An 18,254-nucleotide genomic window follows, 5' to 3' on the forward strand; every position below is an offset into this window, starting at 1 on the left:
CCCTTCGGGTCGTGTCGGGGCGGGGTCACTCGGCCTTGATCGCGTTCAGCATGTTCAGCCGGGCGGCGTTGCGGGCCGGCCACATGGCGGCCAGGACGCCCACCAGACCGGCCAGCACCACGAAGATCCCGATCCGGTCCCAGGGCAGGACCAGCGCGTACCCCGGGATCTCCTCGGCGACGGTCTCGCCGATTGCCCAGCCGAGGAACGTGCCGAGACCGATGCCGACCACCGCGCCGAACACCGAGATGACGACGGCCTCCAGCCGGACCATCCGCTTCACCCGGCGCCGGTCCAGACCGATCGCGCGCAGCATGCCGATCTCCTGCTGCCGTTCGAAGACGGACATCGCGAGAGTGTTGACGACGCCCAGAACCGCGATGATCAGGGCCATCGCCAGCAGTCCGTACATGACGTTCAGCAGGGTGTTGATGGCGCCGCCGAACTCGTCGCGGATGTCCTGCCGGTCCATCACGGTGATCGCGGGGTTGTCGCCGAGCGCGTCGACGAGGGCCTTCTCGTTCGCCGCGGACTGGCCGCCGTCGACCTTCACGAAGATCTGCCGGATGGACGGCTTCGCCTCGTGCCGCTCCATGACCTTCCGGTCGACGAGGACGGGGGAGAGGAACTCGCTGTCCTTGTAGACGGCGCCGACCGTCAGCGTGGCCTTCCGGTCGTCGTCGAAGGTGACGGGGACCGTGTCGCCCGGCTTCCAGCCCCTGTTCTCGGCCGTCTTCTCGGCGACCGCGATCCGGCCCTGGGCGAGCGAGCCCGCGTCGCCGCTGACGACGTCGACGGTCAGGACCTTCTCGATGTCGCCCGGCGTGACCGCCGAGGCGGACACGAAGTCGCCGTCGACCCGGAAGTAGGCGTCCTGCTGCGGTGACACCGCGGACACGCCGTCGGCCTTCTCCAGAGCCGTCAACGCGGACCGGTCGAGGTCGCCTCCGTTGGCCATGGAGACCATGTAGTCGGCCTTGATGTTGTCCGTGGTCATCTTGTCGATGGCGGTGCCGACCGTGACGCCGAGCACCGACAGGCCGGTCACCAGCGTCAGTCCGATCGCCAGCGCCGAGGCGGTGGCGCCGGTGCGGCGCGGGTTGCGGACCGCGTTCTGGCCGGCCAGCTTGCCCGCCACCCCGAAGGGCCCGACGAGCAGCGGACGGACGAGTGCGATCACCGGCCGGGACAGCAGCGGGATGAGGATGATCACGCCGATCAGCGCGAGGAACGCGCCCGCGCCGATGTACATCCGGCCGTTGTCGCCGCCGGTCGAGGCGCCCGCCACGATCCCCGCCGCACCGAGGGCGGTGACGGCCGCACCGATGGAGTTGCGCAGCACCAGCGACTTGGTGGTCGCCACCGCGTGGACGCTGTTCATGGCCGCCACCGGCGGGATCTTCGCGGCCCGGCGGCCGGGCAGCCAGGCGGCGAACACCGTGATCAGCACGCCCACCGCGAACGCCGCGATCACCGGCGTGGCGGACAGCACCAGCGGGCCGTCCGGCATCTTCATGTCGGCCGCGGCCATGCCGGAGCGCAGTCCGACGGCCAGACCGACGCCGAGGGCGAAGCCGACGGCCGAGGCCACCAGACCCACCAGCGCGGCCTCGGCGAGCACCGAGCGGGTGACCTGCCTGCGGGACGCGCCGACGGCGCGCATCAGGGCGATCTCCTTGGTGCGCTGGGCGACCAGCATCGTGAAGGTGTTGGAGATCAGGAAGATGCCGACGAACAGCGCGATGCCCGCGAAGCCGAGCAGGACCTGCTTGAGGTTGCCCAGGCCCTGTTCGATCTGGTCGGCCTGCTCGTCGGCGAGCGCCTGGCCGGTCTGGACCTCGGCGCTGTCCGGCAGCAGCGGCTCGACCGCCTTCAGGATCCGCGCGTCGTCGGCGCCGGGGGCGGCGGTGACGGTGGCCTGCTCGAAGTAGCCCGGCCGGAGGTACTGCTTCTGCGCGACGGCGGTGTCGAAGAGGACGAGGCTGCCGCCCGCGTTGACGGCGCCGTCCTCGGTGGTGAAGACACCGCTGAGGGTGTACTCCCGCACCGGGCCGTTGGTCGCGACGCGCACCCGGTCGCCGACCTCGTACTCGCCCTTGGCGGCGGAGTCCTTGTCCAGGGCGATCTGGTCGTCCTTCACCGGGCCGGAGCCGTCGGTGAACGTGTAGGCGGTGTCCTTGCCGTCCTTGCCGGGGGCGAAGTTGGAGCCCTTGTTGGACCAGCCGACGCCGATGAGCTTCCCGTCGGGGTCGGCGACCCCGGCGAAGCCCTCGACGCGGCCGTACACCCCGGCGACGCCGTCCACGGCGGAGATCCGGTCGAGGGTCTCGCCGGAGAGGCCGTACTCCTCCTCGGAGTTGTCCGAGTCGGCGTACGAGGTGACGGCGACGGCGACGTCCTGGTAGCTCTTCGCCGACTGGTTGCGGAAGGCGTTGGAGAGGGTGTCGGCGAAGACCAGGGTGCCCGAGACGAACGCCACGCCGAGCATCACGGCGAGCACGGTCATCAACAGCCTGGCCTTGTGCGCGAAGACATTGCGCAAGGCGGTACGGAACATGGGGGGTCTTCTCTGTCCAGACGTACGGGGTACGGGGGCGGGGGCGGACGGGGAGCCGGCGGGGCGTGTCAGCTGGTGCGGCCCTTGGCGTCGAACCGCTTCATGCGGTCCAGCACCGAGTCGGCCGTCGGCCCGTACAGCTCGTCGACGATGCGTCCGTCCGCGAGGAAGACCACCCGGTCCGCGTAGGAGGCGGCCACCGGGTCGTGGGTCACCATCACCACGGTCTGGCCCAGCTCCCGCACCGAGTTGCGCAGGAAGCCCAGCACCTCGGCGCCGGAACGGGAGTCGAGGTTGCCGGTCGGCTCGTCACCGAAGATGATCTCCGGCCGGGAGGCCAGCGCCCGCGCCACGGCGACGCGCTGCTGCTGCCCGCCGGAGAGCTGGGCCGGCCGGTGCCCGAGGCGTCCGGACAGCCCGACCATCTGGATCACGGAGTCCAGCCACTGCTTGTCCGGCTTGCGGCCCGCGATGTCCATCGGGAGGGTGATGTTCTCCAGCGCGGTGAGCGTCGGCAGCAGGTTGAACGCCTGGAAGATGAAGCCGATCTTGTCCCGGCGCAGCTTGGTCAGCTGCTTGTCCTTGAGCGAGCCCAGCTCGGTCTCGCCGATGCACACCGAGCCGGACGAGAAGGTGTCCAGGCCCGCGACGCAGTGCATCAGCGTGGACTTGCCGGAGCCGGAGGGGCCCATGATCGCGGTGAGCTCGGCCTGCCGGAAGTCGATGGAGACGCGGTCCAGGGCGACCACCTGGGTCTCGCCCTGGCCGTAGATCTTGGAAAGCTCCGTGGCGCGCGCGGCCACGAGGGTGGACCGGTCGGCGATGGGTGCGGTGGTCACGGGAAGGGCGCTCCTGTCGGTACGGCGTGTGCGAGGGACACGGTGTGTGCGGTGGGCACGGTGCGTGCTCGGGGACTTCATCCATCGTCCCGGCCGTACGGCGCCGTGTAGTCAGCCGCTGTTCCGGTTCCGGGGGGCGACTTCGGTCGGACTGGGCGGGCCGGTGTCATACCTGCGGATGACGGCCGACCCCGACGGCACACGCCGGCGCGCCGCCGTCCCGCGCGGGGAGCGGGGTGGTGCGGGGGCGGCGCGAGAACGGGGCGGGCGCCCTCGTCGTGACGGTGAAATCCCGTCATTCCGCATGCGGCGCGGAGCGTCGCACGCAAGGCTGTTGGCATGTGCTGATGGCCTGACCCGGCATCTGATGGACCCTCAGTCATCAATAAAATAAGACAACATCGGTCGTCCCGCCCAAGGTCCGGGAGGTGCGTCCCGATAGGCTCATGGCGCGCTACGCGGAGCCCATGGCCTGCCCGGATGGTGGAATGCAGACACGGCGAGCTTAAACCTCGCTGCCCCTTCGAGGGCGTGCCGGTTCAAGTCCGGCTCCGGGCACAACCACCATCGCCGCCCTGCGTGGGCCGCCGACCGTTCCGGCGTTGATCCCTCCCCTCGTGTTCCTCCCGTATCCCTCCCGCGGACCGTTGACAGCGGTGTGCGTCGGACTGGAAACTCGTCGCGTGCTGGTGAAGGAAATTTCACCATGCGAACACGGGCTTGTTCGGGCAAGGCAACGACGCCGATCGAAGGGAAACGACCGATGCGCACCACCGTCGGCATCATCGGGGCAGGCCCCGCCGGGCTGCTGCTCGCCCGGCTGCTCCACAACGCCGGGATCGACTCGGTCGTCCTGGAGAGCCGCGACCGTGCCTACGTCGAGCGCAGGCAACGCGCCGGGATCCTGGAGCAGGGCACGGTGGACGTGCTGCGCGAGGCGGGGGCGGGGGAGCGGGTGGACCGCGAGGGGCTGCGCCACGACGGCATCGAGCTGCGCTTCGCCCGGCGCCGCCACCGCGTCGACTTCCCCGCGCTCACCGGCGGCAGGTCCGTCATGGTCTACGCCCAGACCGAGGTCTGCAAGGACCTCATCGCCCTCCAGCTCGAGGAGGGCGGCCCGCTGCTGTTCGAGGCGGAGGCGCTGGCGGTGGAAGGCGCCGGGACGGACCGGCCGCGCGTCCGCTTCCGCCACCAGGGCGCCGAGGACGTCCTGGAGTGCGACTACGTCGTCGGCTGCGACGGTTCCTGGGGGGTCGCCCGGGCGGCCGTCCCGGACGGGCGGACCTTCGAGCGGACGTACCCCTTCGGCTGGCTCGGCATCCTCGCCGACGTCGCCCCCTCGCACGACGAGCTGGTCTACGCCCGCCACGAGCGGGGCTTCGCCCTGCTGTCCATGCGCTCCCCGTCCGTCTCCCGCCTCTACCTCCAGGTCCCCGCGGACACGGACGCAGACGGCTGGAGCGACGAGGAGATCTGGGACGAACTGGAGCGCCGCCTCGAGACCGACGACGACTGGAGCCTGAGTCGGGGCCCCATCACCCAGAAGTCGGTCACGCCGATGCGTTCCTACGTCCACGAGCCCATGCGGCACGGCCGCCTCTTCCTGGCCGGCGACGCCGCGCACATCGTGCCGCCCACCGGCGCCAAGGGCCTCAACCTCGCCGTCGGCGACGTGGTCACCCTCGCGCGGGCGCTGGCCCACCGCACCGCGACCGGCTCCGACGCGCTGCTCGACGCCTACTCCGCGACCTGCCTGCGCCGCGTCTGGCAGGCCGAGCGGTTCTCGTACGACATGACGACGCTGCTGCACGCCGCCCCCGGTGCCACGCCCTTCGAGGACCGGCTCCAGCTGGCCCGCCTCGACCGGATCGCCTCCTCCCGCGCCGCCGAGACCGACCTGGCCGAGGCGTACACGGGGTTCCCGATCGGGTGAGCACCGCCCGGCACCCCGCGGGGCCCAGTCGTGAGGGGAATCACTGATCGGCGTAGCGTGTTGAGTCGCAAGGCGAGGGAAAGATCCTCCCCAAGCAGTAGGGTCATTCCTTTGCCGTTCTATTACTCTTGAGCCAAGGCTGCGCCGTGTGGCCATGGAGGAGTGAAATGAGGAGCAGAAACCCGGTCTTCTCGCGACGGGGGTTCAGCCGCGACAACGGCTACGCGGGCTTCAACGCCGCGCCGCAGGCCGGGGGACCCGCCGTCGCCACGCAGGCCAACCCGTACGCGCAGGGCACCCAGGGCAACCCGTACGCCCAGCCGTCCGCCGGCAACCCGTACGCGCAGAACCCGTACGCCCAGCAGGACCTTCAGTACGGCACGCCGCCGCAGGCGCCCGCCACCACCGGCCGGATGACGATGGACGACGTCGTCATCCGTACGGCGAGCACGCTCGGCGTGCTCGTGGTGACGGCCGCGCTCGCGTGGGCGCTGCTGCCCGTGGACGACGCCAACATCAACCGCTCGTACGGCATCGGTATCGGCGCCGCGCTGATCGGCATGGTCCTGGCGCTCGTCCAGTCCTTCAAGCGCAAGCCCACCCCGGCGCTGATCCTGCTCTACGCGGCGTTCGAGGGTGTCTTCCTCGGCGTCGTCTCCAGCGTCGTCGACAACCGCATCGCGGACGGCGCGGCCATGCAGGCCGTGATCGGCACGATGGCGGTCTTCGCCGGTGTGCTGATCGCCTACAAGGCGGGCTGGATCCGGGTCAACCGGCGCTTCTACGGCTTCGTGATGGCCGCCGCGCTCGGCTTCGTCATCCTGATGATGGTGAACCTGCTGTTCGCCGTCTTCGGCGGCGGCGACGGCCTCGGCTTCCGCAGCGGTGCGCTCGGTGTCGTCTTCGGCATCGTCGGCATCATCCTCGGCGCCTGCTTCCTCGCCCTCGACTTCAAGCAGGTCGAGGACGGGCTCGCCTACGGCGCCCCGCGCGAGGAGGCCTGGTTCGCCGCGTTCGGCCTCACGCTGACGCTGGTCTGGATCTACCTGGAGTTCCTGCGCCTCATCGCGATCTTGAACAGCAACGACTAGCAGGACCGCGCGGTCCAGCAGGACCGCACAGACGAAGGGCCCCGGGCTTCGTGCCCGGGGCCCTTCGTCGTCGTGCGGGCCGGCGCCCGCTCACAGCAGCTTGCGGGCGGCCCTTCTCAGGTCGTACTCGTGGACGATCGCCTTCGCGTGGCCGTACGCGAGGTTGTGTTCGTGGCGGAGCCAGCTGACCTTCTCCTCGAAGCGGAAGAGGGCGGGGCCGTCCTCGACGGCGCGCAGCCAGTCGGAGATCTCACGGCCGGTGCACTGGGGGATACGGGCGAGCAGATTGCGGTGGGTCTCCTCGGAGAAGACTTGGGACATCGGCGCCTCCGGGCGAAAGGGGTTGTAAGCCGGTCCTTCAGGTCACCGTGCCTGAGCGTTCGCCCGTTGGCAACAGTCCCGGACGGCCGCGTACGCTCGCGCCGTGGTTGATACGACGCCTTTGACCCGTGCCGTGGACGATTTCGCCGACCGGCTGCGGGCCGCCCCGCAGAGCAGGCTGCAACGCGGCGCAGCCGCCGAGGCGCTGGAGCTGGCCAGGGAGTTGGCCCGGCGCGCCCAGCTGGTGGAGGAACCCGGGGCCGAGCCCCGCGAGATGCCGGACGCGGGCATGTTCGCCGCCGCCGACCAGATCGCCGTCGCCGCACACGACTTGGCCCTCGTACTGGAGGACGAGGGCCAGGTGGAGGAAGCGGCGGCGCTGGTGGAGGAGGCCCGCAAACGGGCCGGGGTCTGACGCGGCCGGCGCGACCGGCGTGACTACAGGGACGCGATGACGCGGTCCGCCAGGATGTAGACGTTCTCCTCGCCGCAGGCGAAGGTCAGCGTGTAGGCACCGGAGATCCCCGAGCCGCCGAGGAGGTACGGCGTCTGACCCGCGCCCAGCGCGGCGGCCAGGCGCTCCGCGGTCTCGCGGTGCCCCGGGGTCATGCACAGGGTGGTGCCGTCGGCGAAGACGTACACGTCGAGGGTGCCCAGCGGGCCCGGACGGACGTCGGCCAGCGCGACGCTCGACTCGGCCAGCTCCTCCAGGGTCGCCACGGTGCGGTCGTGGTCGTTCACGGCCGGGGACGGGTTCGGCACGAAGTCCGGGTGGGAGGGGTGCCGGCGGCGGGCGGCGGCCAGCTCGGCGGACTCCCTGGGACCGGCGTGGCCCGCGTCCTGCGAGGACGGCTCGTCGGTGTCCGCGGCCGGCTCGATCACGGGCTCCAGTCCCACCAGGTCCGCCTGGCGGGGCAGGAACAGCTCACTGTCGGACAGACCGAGCAGCAGGGGCGCGTCGGAGGCGTCCCGGGTCTCCTGGGCGGCCCAGAAGGCCCGCGCCTCGGCGAGTTCCCGCTCGCGCTCCTCGGCGAGCGCCTCGGCGACGGCGGCGCGTATCTCCTCGGCGTCGGCGGTGGTGCGGGCGGCGGGCACCCGGCCCCGCGCGGCGGTGGCCCGGCTCTCGGCCAGCTCGGCACGCAGGGCGGTCACCTGGCGGCGCAGCACCAGGATGCTGCGCAGGACGGCGACGCCCACGGCGCCGGTGGCGGCCGTGGTGAGCAGCAGGGCGATCGGCATGGCGCTCACTGACGTACTCCCGGTTCAAAGTCGACCCCCGACTTCCTACATCAGCTTGAAGGGAGGACTAACCGTCTGTCAGTGCGTAACGTCACGAAACGGACAGGACTTTGGGCCCGGAAGGGAGGGGTGGGGCGGGTCTGACCAGCGTAAATCCAGGGGGCGGGAGAGGTAGGTCACATCCTGGGGGAGTTTGGGTCACAAAACGGCCCAGAACCATGGGATGAGCAGGGTCCTGGACCGCTTCGTCACCCTGGGTCCGCCAGGTGCTACTGACGGTCCCTCAGTGGCCTCCTCGGCAGCGGGTCAGCTCAGGCGCTCGATGACCATGGCCATGCCCTGGCCGCCGCCGACGCACATGGTCTCCAGGCCGAACTGCTTGTCGTGCGTCTGGAGGGAGTTGATCAGCGTGCCGGTGATGCGGGCGCCGGTCATGCCGAAGGGGTGGCCGACGGCGATGGCGCCGCCGTTGACGTTCAGCTTCTCCAGCGGGATGCCGAGGTCGCGGTAGGAGGGGATGACCTGCGCGGCGAACGCCTCGTTGATCTCGACCAGGTCGATGTCGCCGACGGTCAGCCCGGCGCGCGACAGCGCCTGCCTGCTGGCCTCGACCGGGCCCAGGCCCATGATCTCCGGGGACAGGCCGGAGACGCCGGTGGAGACGATGCGCGCCAGCGGGGTCAGGCCCAGCTCGCGGGCCTTGGTGTCGCTCATGATCACCAGGGCGGCGGCGCCGTCGTTGAGCGGGCAGCAGTTGCCGGCGGTGACCAGGCCGTCGGGGCGGAAGACGGGCTTGAGGCCCTGGACGCCCTCCAGGGTGACGCCGGCGCGGGGGCCGTCGTCCTTGGCGACGACGGTGCCGTCGGGGAGGGTCACCGGGGTGATCTCGCGCTCCCAGAAGCCGTTCTTGATGGCTTCCTCGGCGAGGTTCTGGGACCGGACGCCGAACTCGTCCATGTCCTGCCGGGTGATGCCCTTGGCGCGGGCGAGGTTCTCCGCGGTCTGGCCCATCGCGATGTACGGGTCGGGGACCAGGCCGTCCTCGCGCGGGTCGTGCCAGGTGGTGCCCTCCTGCTGGGCGACCTCGGCGGTGCGCGCCTCGGCCTCGGCGAAGAGCGGGTTGTGGGTGTCCGGCAGGCTGTCGGAGTTGCCCTTGGCGAACCGGGAGACCATCTCGACACCGGCCGAGATGAAGACGTCGCCCTCACCGGCCTTGATGGCGTGCAGGGCCATGCGTGAGGTCTGCAGGGACGAGGAGCAGTACCGGGTGACGGTGCAGCCGGGCAGGTGGTCCATGCCCATCTCGACGGCGACGATCCGGCCGAGGTTGTTGCCCTGCTCGCCGCCGGGCAGGCCGCAGCCGAGCATCAGGTCGTCGATGTCCCTCGGGTCCAGCTCGGGGACCTTCGCGAGGGCCGCCTGGATGATCGTGGCGGCCAGGTCGTCGGGGCGCAGGTCCTTCAGGGAGCCCTTGAAGGCCCGGCCGATGGGGGAACGGGCGGCAGAGACGATCACGGCTTCGGGCATCACGGCTCCAGTGATGAGGGGTTGGCGGCTGCTGGGGAAGTTACCCGGCCGTATGGCCCGGGTCACGGGTGCGGCGGTGTGACATGGGCCGCAACTGTCTAAGCGCTTGCTTTTGCCTCCGGCGGTGGGGCGGTGCCTTTTCCGCCGGGGTGCCGTGGCGGGCGTACCTGGGGGCTGTGCCCCCAGACCCCCTTTCGGCCTGGACGGCCTCGTCCTCAAGCGCCGGACGGGCTGGTGGGTGGGGCGGCGGTTTCTCTGCCGGGTGTGGTGGTGGGCGTACCCAGGGGCTGCGCCCCCAGACCCCCTTTCGGCTGGTGGGGTCCGTCTGCGTCGGTCGAGGCCGCGCCCGGCGGTGGGGCGCGGGCTCGGTTTCAGGCGTTGGACGGGCTGGTCGGTTCTGCCTCCGTCACCCGGCGCCGCCTGCGGCGCTTCAGCAGCGCCCAGGGTCCCCGCGGTCCCGAGGGCATCGCGGCGGCGACCTCCGTGCCGGCCTCGGACGCCGCCTCCGCGGCCGCCCTGGCCACCGGCAGGAAGCCCTCGCGGCGCAGCGCGTCCGGGTGCTCCTCCTCGGCCGGCCACAGGCCGAGCGCGGCGCACACCGACGGCAGTACGGCCATCGCGGCGGTGGCGTACCCCTCGGCGGAGGGGTGGTAGTTGTCCGGTCCGAACAGCTCACGCGGGTTCTGCGCGAACTCCGGGCCCAGCAGATCGCCGAGCGACACCGTGCGCCCGCCCTGCTCGACGACGCCGATGGTCTGCGCCGCCGCGAGCTGCCGCGAGGCCCGCCGGGCCAGCCAGCGCAGCGGCTGCCGCACCCGCTCGATCGTGCCCAGGTCCGGACAGGTGCCGACCACCACCTCCGCGCCGGCCGTGCGCAGCCGCCGTACCGCCCCGGACAGGTGCCGCACCGAGCGGGTCGGCGGCATCCGATGGGTGACGTCATTGGCGCCGACCATGATCACGCAGATGTCCGGCACCTGGTCGGGATCCGCTAGCACCAGCGCCACCTGCCGGTCCAGGTCGTCCGAGCACGCCCCCGGCTGCGCGACCGACCCCAGCCGCACCGGCCGCTCCGCCACCGCCGCGAGCCCCGACGCCAGCAGCGCGCCCGGCGTCTGCCCGGCCCGGTGGACGCCCTGCCCGGCGGCCGTGGAGTCGCCCAGCATCATCAGCCGCAGCGGGGGATCACCGGCCGTGGGCAGGGTGCCGCCGTACAGGCCCTGCGCGTTCGGCACCCGGGTCGGTGGGCCCACGCCCACCCGGCGCCTGGCCAACTGCACCTCCGCCACCACCAGACCGACCGCCGCCGCCCCCGCCAGCCCGATACCGCCGCCGCCGTACGCCGCGCCGGCCGCGATCCGCCGGGCCACCCGCGCTCTCGACATGCTCGTCATGCGTCGCCGCCACCTCCTCCAACCCGTACACCCACTCCTTGCCCCGTACGGACGGTCGCCCAATCTCAACGCAGGGTGAACGACCGTCACGGGGCATCCGCGGGCGCGCAGGCCATAGGCTGGCCGTACCGATATCGACCCTTCATTTGCGGCATCCGGAGACCACGGTGCAATTCCACGACTCGATGATCAGCCTCGTCGGCAACACCCCGCTGGTGCGGCTCAACAGCGTGACCAAGGGGATCAGGGCCACCGTCCTGGCCAAGGTGGAGTACTTCAACCCGGGCGGTTCGGTGAAGGACCGCATCGCCCTGCGCATGATCGAGGCCGCGGAGAAGAGCGGAGAGCTGCGGCCGGGCGGCACGATCGTCGAGCCGACCAGCGGCAACACCGGCGTGGGGCTCGCCATCGTGGCCCAGCAGAAGGGCTACAAGTGCATCTTCGTCTGCCCCGACAAGGTGTCCACCGACAAGATCAACGTACTGCGCGCGTACGGCGCCGAGGTCGTCGTCTGCCCGACCGCGGTCGACCCCGAGCACCCCGACTCGTACTACAACGTCTCCGACCGGCTGGTCCGCGAGACGCCGGGTGCCTGGAAGCCGGACCAGTACTCCAACCCGAACAACCCGCTCTCGCACTACCACTCCACGGGCCCCGAGCTGTGGGAGCAGACCGAGGGGAAGATCACCCACTTCGTGACCGGCGTCGGTACCGGCGGCACCATCTCCGGCACCGGCCGGTACCTGAAGGACGTCAGTGACGGCGCGGTGAAGGTGATCGGCGCCGACCCCGAGGGCTCCGTCTACTCCGGCGGCTCCGGGCGCCCGTACCTGGTCGAGGGCGTAGGCGAGGACTTCTGGCCGACGGCGTACGACCGCGAGGTCGCGGACGAGATCGTCGCCGTCTCCGACAAGGACTCCTTCCAGATGACCCGCCGCCTCGCCAAGGAGGAGGGCCTGCTGGTGGGCGGCTCCTGCGGCATGGCGGTCGTCGCGGCCCTGGAGGTGGCGGCGCGGCTCGGTGAGGACGACGTGGTGGTCGTGCTGCTGCCGGACAGCGGGCGCGGCTACCTCAGCAAGATCTTCAACGACGAGTGGATGGCCGACTACGGCTTCCTGGAGGACGCCGGCCCCAGCGCCCGCGTCGCCGAGGTGCTGAACCACAAGGAGGGCGGCCACATCCCCTCCCTCGTCCACATGCACCCGGACGAGACCGTCGGCGAGGCCATCGAGGTGCTGCGCGAGTACGGCGTCTCGCAGATGCCGATCGTCAAGCCCGGCGCCGGCCACCCGGACGTGATGGCCGCCGAGGTCGTCGGTTCGGTCGTGGAACGCGAGCTGCTGGACGCGCTGTTCGCCAAGCGCGCCTCGCTGGAGGACCCGCTGGAGAAGCACATGTCCGCCCCGCTGCCCCAGGTCGGCTCCGGCGAGCCCGTCGCGGACCTGATGTCGGTGCTCGGCGGTGCCGACGCGGCGATCGTCCTCGTCGAGGGCAAGCCGACCGGTGTGGTGAGCCGGCAGGACCTGCTGTCCTTCCTCGCCAAGGGCAAGTAGGGCGGGCGGGTCCGCGACCCGGTCCGTGATCTTCGTGGACTTCGCGGAAGTGGTACGCGCGCGTCATGTGCGCGCAGCAGTCACTTAACACGGGACCGGCAGAGTATGGGGGGTCGGCAGGGAAGGTGGGGGTACCACCCAGGCGTTCAGCACGGGGGAGGCTCCCCTGACCCGCCGACGCCGAACGGCGTCACGGACCTTCCGGAGCGGCTCCCGGACCTCCGAGGACGCCACGGACGCGCCGCCCCGGCCGTGAGGCCCGGCACCGCGCGCGTCCCCCGCGGGGACCGCCGTCGTCCCGCCCCCCAGCGATGGGGGTGCGGCGGTCCCCGCGCAGTCTTCCCCCTCCGACCCTGCCGCGGCCCTCAGCCCTCCCAGGCGTCGTCCCTGTCCCTGCGGCGGCGTCCGAACAGGTCCGGATTGGTGCGGGCGACCTGAACGACGTTGACCCCCACGATGCCGGCCCAGGCGACCAGTATTCCCGGCAGGTGCGCGACGCCGCCGCCGATCGCGGACAGCGGGATCGCGAGCACCAGCGAGACGATGCCGAAGCCGAAGCGCTCGCCGAAGGAGTCCGTGGGCCCGGGCGACCGGCTGTCCCGGGCGGCCGTCATCTGCTGCACGGCGAGCTGCCGGCGCACCCGGCGCTCCACCGCTCCGTCGATGCGCTGGTCGACCTTCTCCAGGAACGAGTCGACCAGCGCGGACTCGTACTCCTCGCCCAGCTCCCTGCGGGTCTGCAGGGTGGCGTCGAGTTCCTTCTTGAGGTCGGCGTCCCGCGCGTCCATTCCCGTCATGCCACTCAAGGTAGGCGGCCGGGGAGGCGGCGGCACTGGGGACAGCCCCCGTATCCGGCGGGGGTCCTCCCGTAGGGGTCCGGGAGGGCGGGGCGAGGTCACGCCCGCCCGGTTCCGGTGCTCGCGGCGTGGACCTGGCGGACGAAGCGCCGCTGCCAGGGCACCTCGACGGCACGGGGGTGGTAGTTGCGCCGCACCCACTTGACCGCCTCCTTGGGGTCCATGCCCTCGAAGACGCAGATCGCCGACAGCGCGGTACCGGTCCGGCCGATGCCGCCCCCGCAGCAGACCTCCACGCGCTCGCCCGGCGCGCGCTCGTAGGCGTCGCGGAGCTTGCGCATCGCGTCCATCGGGTCGGCGGGGAGCCAGAAGTCCCGCCAGGGCACCCAGACCGACTCCCACGGCGGGCTGGGCGGCTCGTGATCCGTCAGGTGCACGGTGAACGTCGGCGTCTGTCCCTCCGGCAGGTCGTAACGGAGACCGCGTCCCCTGAGCCTGCGGCCCGAGGGCAGCTCAACCAGCTTGGGGGTGTCAGCGTTCCATAACTCGGTCATCCTGAATTCCGTTCCGATCGATCGCGTAGCAATGAATTGCCGGTCATTGCCATCATCCCCAGAGGAATCTGGGGAAGCACTTGTTGGGCATGGAAGACCAGTGCGAAGGCCAACCCTTCCGCCTGACCGAGGACGCCCGCCGTCGCGCCCAGGACGGCCGCCTCGAAGGTGCCCAGCTGCCCCGGCAGCGTCGGCAGGATGTTGGACACCTCGATCGACAGCAGGACGAGCACCAGCACGGCCGCCGACAGCCCCAGGCCCAGGGCTTTCGCGACGGCCGTCGCCGCCACGAGGTCGAGCCCCCGGGTGGCGACCCCGGCCGCGCCCACCTCGGAGAAGACGCGCGGGCGGCGCACCGGCCCGAGCGAGGTGCGGGCGTCGAAGACGATCCGCCTCAGCCGGCCCTCCCGTGCCGGGCCGGACGGCGTGCGCGCGACCCGCACGATCAGCACGGACTCCACCGTCAGCACCGCCAGGTACGCCCAGGCGACGGCCACGGCCCAGCCGGGCACTCCACTGCCCGGCCACCAGAGGACCACCAGGAACGGCACCAGGCCGAGGCTGGAGAAGTACTTGCGGACCAGCATGAGCGTGACGGTCACCGTCCGCGTCACCCCCTCGCGCAGGAGGTAACCGACCCGGACGAATTCACCGACCCCCTCCGGGCTGACGGCCGCCGCCGCCTGGACGGCGAACTCGATCCGCACCAGCAGGGGGAACCGGATCCGGGACTCGGTGAACATCGCGTTCCAGCCGAGCGCCCGGGTCACCTGGGAGGCCACGTTGGCCAGTACGGCCACGGCCAGCCAGCGAGGGTCGGCCGCGGCCAGCGCCGTCCACAGGTGGTCGGGATCCATGCCCCGCAAGGTGAAGACCAGACTCACGGCCACCGCGGCGAACAGCAGGCCCCGGACCACCCGGTCGCGCGTGCCGCGGTTCTTGGGTGCGGGTACGGCCGAGGTCACGCTTCCCCCAGCAGCCGGACGGTGCCGGAGTCGCCGTCGACGGTCACGACGTTCCCCGTGACGATCCGCGACGTCGCGGTCCTGACGCCCATCACCGCCGGGATGCCGTACTCGCGTGCCACCACCGAGCCGTGCGACAGTGCGCCCCCGACGTCGGCCACCACCGCCCCGACACGGGCCAGGAGCGGTGCCCAGGCCGGTGTCACCTGACGGACGACGAGGATCTCTCCCCGCTCCAGCGCGTCCGCCTCCGCGATCTCGTGGACGACCCGGGCCCGGCCGGTGTAGCTGCCCGGGCTCACCGCGGATCCGCTCAGGCCGTCCTCCCGCTCTTCCTGGCGCTCCACACCGAAGAGCGCCAGGGAGGTGATGTCCGTCCCGAAGAGCATGATCCGGGCGTCGGCGGGGACCACGTCGGGCGGGTTGAGCCGCCGCTGCCACTGGCGCCGCAGCCGGCGCTCGCTCACCAGGTCGCGCCAGTGGGCGTCACCGGCGCCCGTACTCACCCAGCCGCTCAGTTCCTCTCCGGTCAGGTAGAAGACGTCGTCGTCGGCGTCGAGCAGACCGGCGCGCACCAGCCGGCCGCCGAGTTCGAGATATCCCGCCCGCATGAACGGCCAGCCCAGCGTGAAGTGGTGCAGTGCCTCGTCCCGTACGCCGCTCCAGTGGTGCGCCCAGCGGTAGATCCGCAGCCGTGTCCGGCCCAGTGGCCCGCGTCCGAGCCGGCGGACCGGATCGCCCTCGCCACCGGACCCGGGCAACGGCGCCCGGGTGCCCGGCTCCCCGCCGTCGCGGCGGCCGGCGACGACCGAGCGGAGCATCGAAGGGTCGTCGATCGCGGTGGCCTCGGCCGGGTCGAGGCTGTACACCAGGTGGCCGAACCGCTCCAGGTACTCGCGGAGCAGCTCCTCCTCCGCCGCCGGATCGGCCGCCGCGATCCGCTCCAGGGCGCGATCGGCCTGGTGGGCGAGTCGTTCCCCGCCCACGAGCAGGGAGCCCGCCGTCAGTCCCGCGGTGCGGCGGCCGCCGCGTGCCAGGACCGCGTCCAGCAGCCACTCGGAGGTGTTCCAGTGCCAGGCGAGGCCACCGATCACCGCCCAGTAGCGGGCGCTCAGCTCCTCCACGGTCCGGATCCGCCGCAGCACCTCGGCCGGCGCAAGGTCGGCGAGCGGCGTGTCCCGCGCCCGCTCCAGGCCGTCCCGGAGCGCGGGCAGCACTTCGCCGCGCCAGCGTCGCTCGACGCGCGAGAGGTGGAAGCCCAGCCACCGGGCGGTGAGCCGCAGGGTGCGCAGCGGATGCCGGGACAGGGGGAAGTCGAACCGCAGGTAGGCGAAGCCGTTGACGGTTCCGTGCATCGGCTCCGGGATCAGCGGGCTTCGCCTGCGCAGCGCGGTGGGACCACCCCAGTTGGTCGCCCACCGGTCGATCAGCGTCGGGAAGAGGGTGCTCGCGAAGAGCGGGGAGAGCGGATCGGACAACCACGAGTCGCAGATGCTCATCCGGGCCCACCGTGCCCCGGGGACCTCGCTCACCCAGTCGCCGAAGCGCGTCGGATGCGGGACGGCGGCGGTGATCGGACGGGCCTGCAGCAGGTGCAGTCCGTCGTCGGCCAGGGCCCATTCGATGTCCTGCGGCCCGCCCAGTGCCTCCTCCACCGCCAGCGCGGTCCGCACCAGTGCGCGGAGGGGACCCGAACGCCCCGCCGACTCGCCCATCCGTTCCCCGAACGAGTTGCTGAACACGGGCGCGTGCGGCTCGCGACGGGAGAACGCCGCCCGGTTCGGCTCCACGAGCCCGTCGACGAGCCGGGTGCCGAGTCCCTCGACCGCCTCCACGAGAACCAGGTGATCGGCCCGTGCCACCGGTCCCTCGGCCGTGAACACCACTCCGGCCCAGGTCGGCGCCACCATCGCCTGCACCACGACGGCCATCGCCGGGGCCTCGTCGTCCAGGCCGATCCGGCCGCGGTAGGCCTCGGCGCCGGCGGAGTGCCGGGAGCGCCGGCAGCGGCCGACGGCGGCCAGCAGTTCCTCGAAGGTGCGGACCCCGAGCACGCTCTCGTACTGGCCGGCGGCGCTGCTCGTAGCGCCGTCCTCGCTGGTGGCCGACGACCGCACGGCGACGCCGTGCGGGGCGTTCAGGGTCTCCCAGCGGGCTCGCGCCCGGGCGACCGCGTCGGGCAGCAGCCCCGACCCCCCGGCGCCCTCCTCCTCTCCTTCCGCCCCGTCCGCGGAGGCGGCGAACGCATCCACCGGGAGGCAGAAACCGGGGGGCACCGGGAATCCCGCCGCCACCAGCCGGCCCAGTCCCCTGGCCTTGCCCCCGACCCGCTCCAGGGGCAGCTCGGCGGCCTCGATCAGATCCACGACGTCCTCAGCCACGCTGCGCCAACTCCACCCACTGTTGGTAGAACCGCCTGAACCGCCGTACCGCCTCGTCCCCGGGCACGTAGATGCCGTGCCGGTCCCCCGGCAGCAGGGTGTCGAAGACCGGGAGGTCCTGGCGTGCGGCCACCTGCACCTCGGCGCGGTGGACCAGTGAGCGCAGCCACCCGACGATCCCCGCACCGTCGGCGTCCACGGCGGCGTTGATGTGCTGGACGCTGTGGTGCTCCCCGATCGGGGTGACGGCGAGGACCATCCGGTACAGGCGCCGGCCGTCGGCGAAGTACTCGATCTCCTGGCAGCTCGCCCAGCCGCGCAGCCGCAGGGTGAACTCGTCGGCGTTGAGCCCGAACGCGTTGGACACCGTGCCCAGCGGTCCCCGGTACGAGGGCCAGGTCAGGGTCGCGTCGCAGCGGTCCTCCGGGCCGCCGCCGGCCGCCGTCGCGCCGCCGCCGCCCGGCACGGCGCCGCTCAGCGCCTTCCCGCCCGCGGCGGGGAAGGTGATCCTGGCCTCCCCGGCCACCGTCAGCCCGTGCAGGGCCACCAGGTGGTCGGGATCGTAGGTGTTCTCCAGTATCCGCCGGGTGGTGGCCCTGGTCGGGTCGGCCAGGCGGAAGCGGCGGATGCCCGGGAACCGGCGGGCCTCGAGTCCCGGCAGGTCCGGCGGTTCGTAGCGGGGCGGCCCGGCTCCGTACCACACCCACACGTAGCCGGAGCACTCGCGCGTGGGCAGTGCGGTGACGGCGGCCCGGGCCGGCGGGCGCCTCCCCGGCACCGAGACGCACGCCCCGGACCCGTCGAACCGCCATCGGTGGAAGGGGCATTCCAGGGTGCCGTCGACCACCCGGCCGCCGAACAGGGCGGCGCCCGCGTGCGGGCAGACCGCACCCTGCACATGAGCCTGCCCGTCCTCGCCGCGCCAGGCGACGTAGGCGGTGCCGAACAGGGTGGCCCGGCGAGGCCCGTTCCTCAGCTCGGCCGAGGGGAGCGCGACGTACCAGCCCGAGGCGAGGTTGGTGACCGGCCGGGCCGACGCGGCCAGGCGTTCCGACGTCTTCCGCCTCATCCGCTCTTCCCCTCGTCGATCCGCCGCCGTTCCC

General features: G+C 72.1%; 15 protein-coding genes and 1 tRNA gene. 5 read left to right on the top strand and 11 right to left on the bottom strand.

The window, feature by feature from the left end; translation table 11 throughout:
• Positions 1 to 25: 25 nt before the first annotated feature.
• Both ACZ56V_RS33115 and ACZ56V_RS33120 read right to left on the bottom strand, forming a co-directional pair.
• Complete coding sequence (locus ACZ56V_RS33115) at positions 26 to 2,557, bottom strand: ABC transporter permease (RefSeq protein ID WP_468947339.1); 2,532 nt, start codon at positions 2,555 to 2,557, stop codon at positions 26 to 28.
• A 68-nt stretch (positions 2,558 to 2,625) separates the two neighbouring features.
• Positions 2,626 to 3,396: an ABC transporter ATP-binding protein gene (locus ACZ56V_RS33120; RefSeq protein WP_468947341.1), complete on the bottom strand. Its 771-nt coding sequence runs from the start codon at positions 3,394 to 3,396 to the stop codon at positions 2,626 to 2,628.
• 474 nt (positions 3,397 to 3,870) lie between these two features.
• Here ACZ56V_RS33120 and ACZ56V_RS33125 point away from each other — a divergent pair.
• The 3 genes from ACZ56V_RS33125 (at position 3,871) to ACZ56V_RS33135 (ending at position 6,420) form a co-directional block, all read left to right on the top strand.
• Positions 3,871 to 3,954, top strand: a tRNA-Leu gene (locus ACZ56V_RS33125).
• 205 nt (positions 3,955 to 4,159) lie between these two features.
• Complete coding sequence (locus tag ACZ56V_RS33130; protein ID WP_468947342.1) at positions 4,160 to 5,329, top strand: 4-hydroxybenzoate 3-monooxygenase; 1,170 nt, start codon at positions 4,160 to 4,162, stop codon at positions 5,327 to 5,329.
• A 167-nt stretch (positions 5,330 to 5,496) separates the two neighbouring features.
• Entirely contained in the window at positions 5,497 to 6,420 is a 924-nt protein-coding gene (locus ACZ56V_RS33135; protein WP_076974753.1) for a Bax inhibitor-1/YccA family protein, read from the top strand.
• 90 nt (positions 6,421 to 6,510) lie between these two features.
• On the opposite strand, the gene ACZ56V_RS33140 is transcribed toward ACZ56V_RS33135, so the two are convergent.
• Positions 6,511 to 6,741, bottom strand: a complete 231-nt coding sequence (locus ACZ56V_RS33140; protein WP_030189937.1) for a DUF4287 domain-containing protein — start codon at positions 6,739 to 6,741, stop codon at positions 6,511 to 6,513.
• Between the two features lie 103 nt (positions 6,742 to 6,844).
• Between ACZ56V_RS33140 and ACZ56V_RS33145 the strand changes: the two genes are divergently transcribed.
• Positions 6,845 to 7,156 (top strand): hypothetical protein, encoded by a 312-nt coding sequence (locus ACZ56V_RS33145; RefSeq protein ID WP_174256326.1) that lies wholly within the window; start codon positions 6,845 to 6,847, stop codon positions 7,154 to 7,156.
• Positions 7,157 to 7,179: 23 nt separating this feature from the next.
• Here the strand turns inward: ACZ56V_RS33145 and ACZ56V_RS33150 are convergent, their stop codons facing one another.
• The 3 genes from ACZ56V_RS33150 to ACZ56V_RS33160 all read right to left on the bottom strand — a co-directional run bounded on the left by ACZ56V_RS33150 (position 7,180) and on the right by ACZ56V_RS33160 (position 10,901).
• Complete coding sequence (locus tag ACZ56V_RS33150; RefSeq protein ID WP_356359139.1) at positions 7,180 to 7,989, bottom strand: hypothetical protein; 810 nt, start codon at positions 7,987 to 7,989, stop codon at positions 7,180 to 7,182.
• 297 nt (positions 7,990 to 8,286) lie between these two features.
• Positions 8,287 to 9,507, bottom strand: coding sequence for an acetyl-CoA C-acetyltransferase (locus tag ACZ56V_RS33155; RefSeq protein WP_398915686.1), 1,221 nt, complete (start codon positions 9,505 to 9,507; stop codon positions 8,287 to 8,289).
• Between the two features lie 371 nt (positions 9,508 to 9,878).
• Positions 9,879 to 10,901, bottom strand: a complete 1,023-nt coding sequence (locus ACZ56V_RS33160) for an SGNH/GDSL hydrolase family protein (protein ID WP_398915688.1) — start codon at positions 10,899 to 10,901, stop codon at positions 9,879 to 9,881.
• Positions 10,902 to 11,068: 167 nt separating this feature from the next.
• Between ACZ56V_RS33160 and ACZ56V_RS33165 the strand changes: the two genes are divergently transcribed.
• Complete coding sequence (locus ACZ56V_RS33165) at positions 11,069 to 12,454, top strand: cystathionine beta-synthase (RefSeq protein WP_398915690.1); 1,386 nt, start codon at positions 11,069 to 11,071, stop codon at positions 12,452 to 12,454.
• A 365-nt stretch (positions 12,455 to 12,819) separates the two neighbouring features.
• Here ACZ56V_RS33165 and ACZ56V_RS33170 read toward each other — a convergent pair whose 3' ends face one another.
• The 5 genes from ACZ56V_RS33170 to ACZ56V_RS33190 all read right to left on the bottom strand — a co-directional run bounded on the left by ACZ56V_RS33170 (position 12,820) and on the right by ACZ56V_RS33190 (position 18,220).
• Complete coding sequence (locus ACZ56V_RS33170; protein ID WP_468947346.1) at positions 12,820 to 13,251, bottom strand: hypothetical protein; 432 nt, start codon at positions 13,249 to 13,251, stop codon at positions 12,820 to 12,822.
• A 98-nt stretch (positions 13,252 to 13,349) separates the two neighbouring features.
• The gene (locus ACZ56V_RS33175) at positions 13,350 to 13,805 is read right to left on the bottom strand and encodes a protein-tyrosine phosphatase family protein (RefSeq protein ID WP_398915691.1); all 456 of its coding nucleotides are present in this window, start codon (positions 13,803 to 13,805) and stop codon (positions 13,350 to 13,352) included.
• Positions 13,802 to 14,770: a lysylphosphatidylglycerol synthase transmembrane domain-containing protein gene (locus ACZ56V_RS33180; protein WP_398915693.1), complete on the bottom strand. Its 969-nt coding sequence runs from the start codon at positions 14,768 to 14,770 to the stop codon at positions 13,802 to 13,804. The genes ACZ56V_RS33175 and ACZ56V_RS33180 overlap by 4 nt, the downstream gene beginning before the upstream one ends.
• On the bottom strand, positions 14,767 to 17,151 hold the full coding sequence (locus tag ACZ56V_RS33185) for a PEP/pyruvate-binding domain-containing protein (RefSeq protein ID WP_468947348.1): 2,385 nt from the start codon (positions 17,149 to 17,151) through the stop codon (positions 14,767 to 14,769). The genes ACZ56V_RS33180 and ACZ56V_RS33185 overlap by 4 nt, the downstream gene beginning before the upstream one ends.
• Complete coding sequence (locus tag ACZ56V_RS33190; RefSeq protein ID WP_467379786.1) at positions 17,144 to 18,220, bottom strand: Rieske 2Fe-2S domain-containing protein; 1,077 nt, start codon at positions 18,218 to 18,220, stop codon at positions 17,144 to 17,146. The genes ACZ56V_RS33185 and ACZ56V_RS33190 overlap by 8 nt, the downstream gene beginning before the upstream one ends.
• Positions 18,221 to 18,254: the final 34 nt, after the last annotated feature.

The sequence above is a fragment of the Streptomyces sp. NPDC034099 genome (assembly GCF_055575415.1).

Coding starts and splice junctions, on each gene's coding strand:
- ACZ56V_RS33175 (WP_398915691.1), bottom strand. CDS start 13,805: ATGACCGAGTTATGGAACGCTGACACCCCCAAGCTGGTTGAGCTGCCC.
- ACZ56V_RS33130 (WP_468947342.1), top strand. CDS start 4,160: ATGCGCACCACCGTCGGCATCATCGGGGCAGGCCCCGCCGGGCTGCTG.
- ACZ56V_RS33155 (WP_398915686.1), bottom strand. CDS start 9,507: ATGCCCGAAGCCGTGATCGTCTCTGCCGCCCGTTCCCCCATCGGCCGG.
- ACZ56V_RS33140 (WP_030189937.1), bottom strand. CDS start 6,741: ATGTCCCAAGTCTTCTCCGAGGAGACCCACCGCAATCTGCTCGCCCGT.
- ACZ56V_RS33190 (WP_467379786.1), bottom strand. CDS start 18,220: ATGAGGCGGAAGACGTCGGAACGCCTGGCCGCGTCGGCCCGGCCGGTC.
- ACZ56V_RS33170 (WP_468947346.1), bottom strand. CDS start 13,251: ATGACGGGAATGGACGCGCGGGACGCCGACCTCAAGAAGGAACTCGAC.
- ACZ56V_RS33115 (WP_468947339.1), bottom strand. CDS start 2,557: ATGTTCCGTACCGCCTTGCGCAATGTCTTCGCGCACAAGGCCAGGCTG.
- ACZ56V_RS33160 (WP_398915688.1), bottom strand. CDS start 10,901: ATGACGAGCATGTCGAGAGCGCGGGTGGCCCGGCGGATCGCGGCCGGC.
- ACZ56V_RS33135 (WP_076974753.1), top strand. CDS start 5,497: ATGAGGAGCAGAAACCCGGTCTTCTCGCGACGGGGGTTCAGCCGCGAC.